Origin of the sequence: Microcoleus asticus IPMA8 (assembly GCF_013179805.1) — a bacterium.
GTDB lineage: Bacteria > Cyanobacteriota > Cyanobacteriia > Cyanobacteriales > Microcoleaceae > Microcoleus > Microcoleus asticus.
Window position 1 is genome coordinate 55,537 of sequence record NZ_SRRZ01000025.1, and the last position, 11,242, is coordinate 66,778.

Genomic DNA, 11,242 nt, shown 5'->3' on the forward strand with positions numbered 1-11,242 from the left:
TTTCCAGTCATCAGTCGGTTTATGACCGATGACTGCCGACTGTCGTAAACTATTGTAAAGCGTCGAGAGCCAAATTAAGTTTGAGGACGTTAACTCCCGGTTCGCCGAAAATGCCGAGAAATCTGCCATCCGTATTTTTGGCTACCAACATTTCTACTTGATTGAAATTGAGCGATCGCACCGTTGCTATCCGCTGAATTTGCGATCGAGCTGCCTCTAAGCTAATGTGCGGATCGAGGCTAGAACCAGAGGTGTAGACTAAATCAGCAGTCGGTTTTATACCAGCTTTGTTGAGACGATCTAATTCAACTTGCACCCCCTGAAAACCATCTTTCTCATTACCTCGTTTCAGCAAATCCGAGTTACTGGGGGCAAGGTTGCTAGCTCCCGAAATACCTGTTGTTTGACTTAAATTTTCTGCCTTTGTGGGAGTGTAATCTTCGGTTGCAAAGCTGCTGTAATTTGTGGTGCTGGGGCGGCTCCAAAAATATTGATCAGAGCTGAAAGGCTGACCGATTAAGGACGAACCCACGACAACTCCTTGCTGAGTAATTAAACTGCCGTTTGCCTGCGAGTTGAAGGCAATTTGACCAATTACTAGCAAGATTAAAGGGTAAATAATGGCTGTAATTCCCCACAAAACCAGGGTAAGGCGAATGGCTCTAATTATTTCTCTCATAAATTACCTCGCTCCGTTATTTGCTAAGGGTTAATTATTGACTAAAATCTTTCCGGCTGAAAAATGACTACAAACAGGTAAATAGAAAGGGCGATAATCACCAAACCCAGGAGACTTAAACCCCAGACAGCTTTTCGGGTCAAATCTTCACGCCCAACCGCGTAAACAGCGGGGGCAATTATCGCATTGAAACACATTACCAGAAATAGATGCACCGGGATTGGGTGGCGCTGCCAAAGCATTTGCGCTAACTCAATAATTTCTTGGAAATCTCTGGGAAAAATATCATTCAGCAAATCATTCCGTTTCATAAATTCTCCTTATTTTGGGAATAAACATCTGTCTTTCTATTGGATGATTTTTTGGGGAAAATCGAGGCATATCCTCTGGAACTGGGTTCCCCGGACAGAGCCGGCGAACGGGATTAATCCGTGTATCCGTGTCGTGCTTTCCCGAGCTATGCTAGCCCAACGGCGGCAATCAAAACATCAATAACTTTGATAGCAATAAACGGCGCGACTGCTCCTCCCAATCCGTAGATTAAAATATTCCGCTGCAACAGTTGATTTGCGCTCAAAGGTCTAAACTTTACACCAGTTAATGCTAGTGGAATTAAAGCAGGAATAATCAAAGCATTGTAAATTAATGCAGACAAAACTGCCGATTGACCGCTGGCTAAACCCATGACGTTTAAAGCGCCGACGGGGGCAAACATGGCGGGAATAATTGCAAAATATTTAGCAATATCGTTGGCTAGGGAAAAGGTGGTCAGCGCGCCGCGAGTAATCAGCAATTGTTTGCCGATTGTAACTAAATCAATTAATTTTGTGGGGTCAGAATCCAAGTCCACCATGTTCGCAGCTTCCTTCGCTGCTTGGGTTCCAGAATTCATCGCGAGTCCTACATTTGCTTGCGCTAGTGCGGGTGCGTCGTTGGTTCCGTCTCCAGTCATTGCGACTAATTTGCCTTCTGCTTGTTGCTTGCGAATTACGTCGATTTTGTCCTCGGGAGTTGCTTCGGCAATGAAGTCGTCAACCCCTGCTTCATCGGCAATTACTGATGCTGTAATTCGGTTATCTCCGGTGAGCATAATGGTGCGAATTCCCATTTTTCGCAGTTGGTCAAACCGATCGCGAATTCCCGGTTTGATGACATCTTTCAAATAGATAATGCCGTAGGTGTCGCTGCCTTGACAAACAGCTAAAGGTGTGCCCCCAAGCCGCGAAACTCGCTCGTAAGCTGCATCAAGATCCGGCCCGAAATTGCCGCCGCGCGATCGCACAAAACCCTTCACCGCATCCACCGCACCCTTGCGAACCTCCGTCCCATCGGGCAAATCCGTGCCAGACATCCGCGTTTTTGCGGAAAAATCAAGCCCCGTGGCGTTGGTGCGATCGAAATCCACCTGTGCGCCCAAATTCTGAGCCAAACGGACGATCGACTTTCCCTCTGGAGTATCGTCAAACAGGCTAGCAGCAAGGGCTACACTCGCAACCTCCTCCAGCGAGTGACCGTTTACCGGAATGAATTCCTCGGCTAAACGGTTCCCCAGCGTGATCGTCCCCGTTTTGTCCAAAATCAGCGTATTCACGTCGCCGCAAGCCTCCACGGCGCGTCCAGAGGTCGCTATCACGTTAAACTGAGCGACGCGATCCATTCCCGCAATGCCGATCGCGCTCAGCAAACCTCCAATGGTTGTTGGAATCAGCGCCACCAGCAGCGAAATCAGCGTCACCACGCCCACAGGGGTTTTCACGTAATTTCCCACGGGCGGAATGGTCGATACCACAATCAAAAACACCAGCGTCAGCACCGCCAGCAGCACCGTCAGCGCGATCTCGTTCGGCGTTTTCGATCTTTCGGCCCCCTCCACGAGCGCGATCATCCTGTCCAAAAACCCCTTGCCGGGGTCGGCCATCACCCGCAGCGTCAATTCGTCGGAAAGGATGCGCGTACCGCCGGTAACGGAACTGGCGATGTCCGAACCCGGTTCCTTGAGCACCGGCGCGGATTCGCCAGTGATCGCAGATTCGTCTACAGATGCCACACCTGCGATCACTTCGCCGTCGGAAGGAATGACATCGCCTGCGATCACTTTAATTTGGTCGCCGCGTCTCAGGGATGTCGAACTAACTTCTTGAATTGAACCGTCTGGTAGGAGTTTGCGGGCTGTTGTGTCGGCTTTGGTCGATCGCAGTGCGTCTGCTTGCGCTTTGCCGCGCCCTTCCGCCACCGCTTCGGCAAAATTAGCAAATACCAAAGTGAAGAACAAAATGAAGGTGACTAAACCGTTGAAAATCACCTGATTATTGCCGGGAACCGGGCCGAACAGCGTCGGATCGATCGTTAATAATGCAGTCACAATTGTGCCAATCCACACCACAAACATCACCGGATTTTTCAGCATCACCCGCGGGTTTAGCTTGACAAAAGCTTCTTTAAAAGCTCTTTGATAAAGACCTTTAGTATTTGCTTTCGGCGTGTGCTTGCGAGACTGGCGAGAGCCTCTAGCAGGTTTTTTTGGGGAATCTGGAGTAGGGGAAAAGGTCATGTCGATTTGGGATTTTTAATGAACCACAGAGAACACAGATAACACAGAGAAAGAGAAGAGTGAAGTTGAGGATTTTCGCTACAGAGGTGGAGGAGTTGGTGTTGCTAAAGGTGTTGTGGGTACAGTTATCGATGCAGGTTCAAACTTGCCGCTGCTAATTTCATATCCTTCGGCAATTGGCCCTAAAGCCAATACTGGGAAAAATGTCAGTGCGCCTAGAATTATGATTACTCCTGCGGTTACGCTGGTGAACAAAACTGAATCTGTTCTGAGAGTGCCGGTTGTTTCGGGAACCAGTTGTTTGTTCGTCATGCTGTCAGCTAAAAGCAGCAGGGCAATAATTGGAACGTAGCGCCCCAACAGCAAGCTAAAACAGGTGCTTAAATTCCACCAAAGTCCTGTAGGTGCGGGTTTAGAGTCAGCCAATCCTTCAAAACCAGAACCGTTGTTAGCCGCCGCCGAAGCGTATTCGTACATAACCTGCGAAATGCCGTGAAATCCCGGGTTGCTGATGCCGCTCAAACTGTCGGTAAAGGCGAGGGTAATTGCACCGGGGATTAAAACTGCGATCGGGTGAATCAACAAAACAACGCTGGCTAAAACTATTTCCCGTTTCTCAATTTTTCGTCCCAAAAATTCCGGCGTTCTCCCCACCATCAATCCCGTAAGAAATACGCTCAAAATCGAGTAAATAAATAAGTAAGCCGTTCCCGTTCCCTGTCCACCCCAAACGATTTGCAGAAACAAATTAAACAGAGTAGCAAAACCACCGGGAGGCATTAAAGAATCGTGCATTCCGTTGACAGCCCCGCACATTGTCCCAGTTGTAGTGACCGCCCAAAGTGCAGTCTCTGCCCAGCCAAACCTAACCTCTTTGCCTTCTAAATTAGGCTGCTGCGAACCCAGTAAATTATTGATTTGAGGATTGCCTTGAAACTCACCGACTGCTGCAATGCCAATCAAGACAACGTAAATGCCAAAAACCATCCAAAAAATCAGCCATCCCTGCTTTTTGTTGTTGGCAAATCGACCGTAGGTGTGAATCATAGCTGCTGGTATAGAAACCATTGCTAGTGTTTCCAGCAGGTTGGTAAAAGGGTTGGGATTTTCAAAGGGGTGAGCCGAGTTCATGGCAAAAAATCCACCGCCATTTTCTCCCAGTTGTTTAATACTTTCAAAGTGAGCAACTGGGCCGCGAGCAATTACTTGCGTGCCGCCTTCTAAGGTACGGGCAACGGCCGGCCCGGCTAGGGTTTCCGGCACTCCGGAAATTAGCAAAAACAAGCCTATTATCAAAGAAATGGGAAGCAGAATGCGGGTGATTGATTGAATTAAATCGATGTAAAAGTTGCCCAGGGGGCGGCCGGTTAATCCCCGGATAAAGGCAATCCCTACTGCTAAACCCGTGGCGGCTGAGGTAAACATTAAAAAACCCAGAGTTAACTGGGATAGATAACTGAATGTTGTCTCGCCGGAGTAATGCTGTTGGTCGGTATTTGTGAGGAATGAAATAGTTGTGTGCAGCGCTGTATCCCAGGTTGGGGTCCTGAGGCTGGTGGGATTTAAAGGCAGCACTCCCTGAAGCATGAAAATTAAGAAAACAAATATGCCCATTGCCGCATTGCTGTAGAGTAACGATCTGGCATATTGCCAACCTGTCATGGAATCTACAGACCGGATGTTGCTGGCTTTATAGATGAATTGTTCTAGGGGTTTAATAGCTGGGTCGAGAATGCTTTCTTTTCCCATGTAAACCCGCGCCATGTAGTTGCCGAAGACAGGCGCGATTGCTATTAAAATGATTAGGGTTAATGCGATTTGAAGTAATCCTTGCTGCATAACTGAGCCAATCTTTTATCGTTGAATAAATGGGTTTTGCCGATCGCAAAATGGGTTCGGTGGGAGGTTCCAAAAACCGGGCGAGCTTTTTTTGAAGGTCACTTTCAGTTTGGGGGCGATCGCCGAATTCAATGCTGCTAAGATGCAATCTCCCCAGCCGGAGGGATTAACGCCAGCAGCGGGTTTTTGCTGGCGATAATTCCTCGTTTTTCTTTTGCTAATCCCGCGCTTTGACAGCGATCGAGCAGTTTTATAGCATTTAAGACCGCGCCACAATAACTAGGGTTAATTTGGAGAAAACTGAAATCGCTTTGATTAGACAAAGTTGATCTGTCACTTCTGTTAGCCCAAAAATGCTCTCTACTTGTACTGATTACTATAGTCATTTTTAGAAGATTGGATAATCAGCTTTCCGGTATAATTTGCTGTTTGCATATTAGGCTTGTTCGCTCTATATTTGTCAGAATAGAGGAATTTTTAGCTAGATTTAAATGTCTATACGTTGAGATATAGATGTTCGCTAAACGCGATTTTTTTGCGCGAAAATAGGTGAAAAAATAAAAAAAATAACTATGCTAAGGTAGTAGGTAGTAGAAAAAAACTGTGAATGTAAAATATAAGATGGATTGATTGAGGATGTTTAAAAGTTTATCGGCTATCCCAAAAAACCTGGCTATTCAAGAGAAGTATTTGCGGGGGAGGTGGTCGATCGCAATTTTATTTGCGATTGTTGCACTGCTGGAATTTACTACGCCGTCGGAGTATCTGTTTGGGTATTTGTATACGGGCCCGATTTTACTCGCCAATTCGCGATTGAGTCGGTTGGGTAAGTTACAAATTACGCTGCTATCGGCAGCTTTGACGCTGTTAAATTTGTTTATTCCTCCTGGAGAAGGGATCGCCCTAGCCACTGTCGCAAATAGATCGATCGCAGTCATGGCTTTGGGAGTGACGGGATATTTGAGCGATCGCAACCAGCAGTACCAAGAAGCGATCGCGATCGCTAAAGCTGAGTTGCAGTCGCAACAGCAGTTAGCAAGCATCCGAGAAGATTTTGTCTCTACTTTGAGTCACGACTTGAAAACGCCGATGCTGGGGGCTATCGAAACAATTAAAGCTTTTCAGTCAGCAAAATTTGGGAATGTCACCGCCAGTCAGCAAAAAGTTCTCGAAACAATGGCGCGATCGCACAAAATGTCACTACAATTAGTAGAAACGCTGCTGGATGTTTACCGCAACGATGCCGAAGGTTTAAAACTGCAACTTGCTCCCGTAAATTTAGTAGCTTTGGCAGAAGAAGTAATCGCAACACTCATCCATTTGTCGGCGGCGCGCCGGGTTTACATTAATATGAGTTACGGGGACTCAGATTTCCGTCGCTCTTTGTGGGTAAATGGCGATGCCGTGCAACTCCAGCGCGTTTTTGTTAATTTGCTCACAAACGGTATCAACCATTCTCCTCGCGGTGGCAAAGTAGAAATAGTCATGGAATCTTATTCGAGTTATCAGGTGGTGAAAGTTATCGATAGCGGTTTGGGAATTACCGCCGATGAACTGCCCTATTTGTTCGAGCGTTTTTATCAAGGACACAGCGACCGGCAAGCCAAAGGATCGGGATTGGGGTTATACTTATCTCGCCAAATTATTGACGCCCACGGAGGTATAATTTGGGCAGAAAATAAATTGCCTCTAGGCGCTTTATTTGGATTTAAACTCCCTGCTATCCCAGAGAAATGAAACCACTTTATCCCTTGCGAATTCTCTTAGTTGAAGACGACGAACTGTTTCGGTTGGGGCTGCAAACGCGGTTGCAGCAAGAAAGTTGCTTGCAAGTAATTGCTGAAGCGGAAGATGGCGAAACGGCGGTAGAATTGACTCAGGAACACTTGCCCGATGTGGTAGTTCTCGATGTCGGTTTGCCGGGAATTGGGGGTATTGAAGCGTGCCGCCAAATTAAACAGCGACATCCAGCAATTCCCGTTTTAATCTTAACTTCTCATTCGCAAAAATCCTTAATTGAAAGATTGATTGGTGCGGGTGCTCAGGGCTATTGCCTAAAAGGAATTGCGGCGGAAACTTTGGTTTTGGCAATTCGATCGGTAGCGGCGGGCGCTTCGTGGTGGGATCAGGCCGCGACTTCGGAAATTAGGGCAGTTTTTGCTAATCCCGAACCTTTGAAAAATGGGTTAAAATCGGAACTTTTAGAGAATCCGCTGACGAAGCGAGAACAGGAAATATTAGCTTTAGTTGCGGGGGGAAAAAGCAATCAGGAAATTGCTCAAATATTGTACATTGCTCCGGGTACAGTGCGAGTTCACGTGCACGCAATTTTGCAAAAGTTAGAAGTGCGCGATCGCACTCAGGCTGCTGTACTCGCAATTCAGAAAGGATTGGTAGCAGAAGAACTGTTAGCGATAGAACCGTAAAAGGGCAACTTTTGTAGTGGAATTGTCGCTTTTTGAAATGAATTACTTGCTAAACGCGCCTCTACAAGATGAATCTGTTGCAGCTTCACGGAAAATTAATATCAGTCTTGATTGTTAATTTTCTTGATGACATTTAATGTGTGAATTTGCTAAGGTCGGCACATCTTAATTTTCCTACGTCATCTAACCAGAGGTGTATTGTGCCAAATTTTCTCGGTTCAGTTTTTAGTTCGATCGCCTTTCTCGACTCTGCCCTTCCCGATCGCCCAACTCTCCGCAACGGCATCGCAGCGGGGACAGAAGTTATTACCCTCGATGCGGCGCGGGATGGAGTAGAACAAATCACGGCAGCACTAGCGAGTCGCAGCAATATTAAAAGTATTCATATCATCTCCCACGGTCGCCCCGCGAGTTTGCTGCTAGGCGCGATCGATCTAAACTTGACAAATTTAAAAACTTATGCCAAACAATTGCAGCGTTGGTCGAGATCCCTGGCAGAGAGTGGAGAGATTTTGCTTTATGGGTGCGATGTAGCGGCGGGGGAGAAGGGCGCTAACTTTGTGCAGCAACTGAGTCAGCTAACCCAGGCAAAAATTGCTGCTTCTAGATCGCCGATCGGCAGTTCGGCTATGGGCGGAGATTGGGAATTAGATTATACAACGGGAGTTATGGTGGCTGGGCTGGCGATCGACCAGGCCACAATGGCCGCTTATCAATTTGTGTTAGGTCTACAATTTTTGGGACAAGCAGGATTTGCGGCAAATACAAATTTTGGAGGAACCCGGGTAGGTGGACTGTCTGGCATTACTTACGCGGGCACCAACACTTACTACGCTATCTCCGACGGCCGCAATAGTGGTAGCAGTCTCGGTCCGTCTCGCTTTTACACCCTCACTATGCCTAATGTGAGTTCGGGTAGCTTGGCAGCAGGAGGAGTGGTTTTTACAGCGGTGACACAGATTGGCAATCCGCCTCCCTTTGTTGCAGATACATCGGATACAGAGGGCATTGGCTTCATCGGCAGCAATGTCTTCGTCTCTTCTGAAGGCAATTTCTCGACAACTATCCAGCCTTTTATCAATAGATTCGACATTGCAACAGGAAATCAAAACCTAGCACTGACTATTCCTGCTCCCAAATACGACGTATCAGCAGATACTAGCAGTGGCATCCACAACAATCAAGCTTTTGAAAGTCTGACCATTACTCCCAGTCAAAGTTCTCTGTTTACAGCAACAGAAAATGCTCTCGAACAAGACGGCCCTGCTACAGGTACAACGGCTACCATTGGCACGCGATCGCGAATTTTAAGATTTAACTTAGGCACAAACACCGCAAACGGAGAATTTCTTTACAACACCGATCCAGGCAATGGCATTTCAGAAATGCTGGCAGTTGATGATAATACCCTGCTGGTTCTCGAACGTTTTTTCAACCCAGCGACACTCTCAGGCGATTTGAAGCTTTATCAAATTTCTTTAACGGGTGCGACTGACATTCAAAGCAATACTGGTTTGACTGCTTCTGGTATTGCTGGCATTACACCAGTATCAAAAACTCTGATTGCTGATTTCCCAAACACTTCAGGCTTTCCGCTAAACAATTTTGAAGGGATGACATTTGGGCCTTCTCAAACGGCAACTGGCAAGCGATCGCTCATTCTTGTCAGCGACAACAATTTTGGCTCCCCCTTTCCCCTTCCCACCGCATTCGCAGCGTTTGCAGCCAACAACGCACCTGTACTCAACAACAGTGGTTCCCCGATACTAACAGCAATTAATGAAGATGTACCTCCTGCCAGCAACACCGGCAGCTTAGTTTCTACTTTAATTGCAGGTGCTGTTACAGATCCCGACACCGCCGACACTCAAGGAATTGCTGTCACGGCGACAGACAATACTAACGGCAGTTGGGAATATTCAACTGATAGCGGTGCGACTTGGACGGCATTCGGCACACCGTCAACAGCAGCAGCGAGACTGCTAGCAGGCAATGCCAGCATCCGCTTTGTTCCCAATGCTGACTACAACGGCACTGCCAATATCACGTATCAGGCATGGGATGGAACGACAACAAACTCTAGCGGTACTATCCTCACGAACGGCGGGACGGCTGATATTTCGACTGCCAGCAGTATCGGCGGGTTAGCAGCTTTCAGTACAGCATCCGAGACAGCAACCATTACCGTTAATCCTGTCAACGACCCGCCAACAGCAAATCCCGACAGCTACAGTGTCCTGCACGATAAAGTGCTCAGCCCATTTCCGGGAGTCTTAATCAACGACACCGACCCCGACTTGGACTCGTTGGTTCCGGCGTTAGTCACAGGCCCGACCAACGGTACGATCATGTTCTATCCCAATGGCGACTTCTTTTATACTCCTAACCCGGGCTTTGTGGGTACAGATACCTTCACCTACAGCGTTAGCGACGGGGCTGCGACTGTCCCCGCCACGGTGAATATCAACGTTACTAACAGTGCGCCGATCGCCAAATCTGACACCTACAGCGTGCTGCACGATAAATTTCTGGGCGTAGCACCCCCGTTGGGAGCCTTAAGCAACGACACCGACGCCGACTTGGACTCGTTGGTTGCCGCTTTAGTCACAGATCCGAGCAAAGGTACAGTCACATTCGATGCCTTTGGCAACTTCAGTTACATTCCTAACCCAGGTTTTGTCGGCACTGATACTTTCACCTACAGCGTTAGCGACGGGGCTGCGACTGTCCCCGCCACGGTGAATATCAACGTTACTAACAGTGCGCCGATCGCCAAATCTGACACCTACAGCGTGCTGCACGATAAATTTCTGGGCGTAGCACCCCCGTTGGGAGCCTTAAGCAACGACACCGACGCCGACTTGGACTCGTTGGTTGCCGCTTTAGTCACAGATCCGAGCAAAGGTACAGTCACATTCGATGCCTTTGGCAACTTCAGTTACATTCCTAACCCAGGTTTTGTCGGCACTGATACTTTCACCTACAGCGTTAGCGACGGGGCTGCGACTGTCCCCGCCACGGTGAATATCAACGTTACTAACAGTCTGCCAACAGCAAATCCCGACAGCTACAGCCTCAGTGCGGGAACAGTCCTCAGCGTAACAGTGCCGGGAGTTTTAGCGAACGACTCCGACGCGGACTTTGACACGCTGACTGCTGCGGTGGCCGCAAACCCGACGAAAGGGTCGATCGCCCTCAACAAAGACGGTTCTTTCACTTATACTCCTAACGCAGGCTTTTCTGGAACAGACACCTTTACCTACACAGTCAGCGACGGGATAGTTAACTCTACACCCGCTACCGTAACTGTAAACGTCAACAATAACCCGCCTACAGCCAATTCTGACAGCTATACCACTGCTTTTAATAGTTCACTCAACGTGACGGGTTTGGGAGTCTTAATCAACGATACAGACCCGGAAAACGACCCGCTGACTGCGATTCTGGTGACAAATCCGGCTACAGGGTCGATCGCCCTCAACGCTAACGGTTCTTTCACTTATACTCCGAATGCTGGTTTTGCAGGGACAGACTCTTTTACCTACAAAGCTAATGACGGGAAAGCTGATTCCGCGATCGTCACGGCAAGCATTCTTGTAAATACCCCTCCAACTCCAACTCCGACTCCCACGGAAACTCCAACTCCGACTCCCACGGAAACTCCGACTCCGACTCCCAAGGTACCACAGAAGCAGGCGCAGGAAGCCGTGAGATAACATAAGACGCAGGGGGGGGGGGGCGGGGCGG

The 11,242-nt window shown here is 48.1% G+C and carries 7 protein-coding genes; 3 read left to right on the forward strand and 4 right to left on the reverse strand.

Annotated features, from left to right (window positions below; translation table 11 throughout):
- Nucleotides 1-49 precede the first annotated feature (49 nt).
- The 4 genes from kdpC to kdpA form a co-directional block, all read right to left on the reverse strand.
- Nucleotides 50-679 carry a K(+)-transporting ATPase subunit C gene (kdpC, locus tag E5S67_RS09355; RefSeq protein WP_172186765.1) on the reverse strand — a complete coding sequence of 210 codons (630 nt, stop codon included), beginning with the start codon at nt 677-679 and terminating at the stop codon, nt 50-52.
- Between the two features lie 41 nt (nt 680-720).
- Complete coding sequence (kdpF, locus tag E5S67_RS09360; RefSeq protein ID WP_172186766.1) at nt 721-990, reverse strand: K(+)-transporting ATPase subunit F; 270 nt, start codon at nt 988-990, stop codon at nt 721-723.
- Nucleotides 991-1,136: 146 nt separating this feature from the next.
- Nucleotides 1,137-3,230 carry a potassium-transporting ATPase subunit KdpB gene (gene kdpB / locus E5S67_RS09365; protein ID WP_172186767.1) on the reverse strand — a complete coding sequence of 698 codons (2,094 nt, stop codon included), beginning with the start codon at nt 3,228-3,230 and terminating at the stop codon, nt 1,137-1,139.
- A 78-nt stretch (nt 3,231-3,308) separates the two neighbouring features.
- Complete coding sequence (kdpA, locus tag E5S67_RS09370) at nt 3,309-5,069, reverse strand: potassium-transporting ATPase subunit KdpA (RefSeq protein WP_172186768.1); 1,761 nt, start codon at nt 5,067-5,069, stop codon at nt 3,309-3,311.
- Nucleotides 5,070-5,705: 636 nt separating this feature from the next.
- On the opposite strand from kdpA, the gene E5S67_RS09375 reads away from it, so the two are divergent.
- The 3 genes from E5S67_RS09375 (at nt 5,706) to E5S67_RS09385 (ending at nt 11,211) form a co-directional block, all read left to right on the forward strand.
- The gene (locus E5S67_RS09375) at nt 5,706-6,806 is read left to right on the forward strand and encodes a sensor histidine kinase (RefSeq protein ID WP_172186769.1); all 1,101 of its coding nucleotides are present in this window, start codon (nt 5,706-5,708) and stop codon (nt 6,804-6,806) included.
- Nucleotides 6,803-7,495: a response regulator transcription factor gene (locus E5S67_RS09380; protein ID WP_172186770.1), complete on the forward strand. Its 693-nt coding sequence runs from the start codon at nt 6,803-6,805 to the stop codon at nt 7,493-7,495. Before E5S67_RS09375 ends, E5S67_RS09380 begins: the two co-directional genes overlap by 4 nt.
- Nucleotides 7,496-7,695: 200 nt before the next feature.
- Nucleotides 7,696-11,211 carry an Ig-like domain-containing protein gene (locus tag E5S67_RS09385; protein WP_172186771.1) on the forward strand — a complete coding sequence of 1,172 codons (3,516 nt, stop codon included), beginning with the start codon at nt 7,696-7,698 and terminating at the stop codon, nt 11,209-11,211.
- The last annotated feature ends 31 nt before the right edge of the window (nt 11,212-11,242 follow it).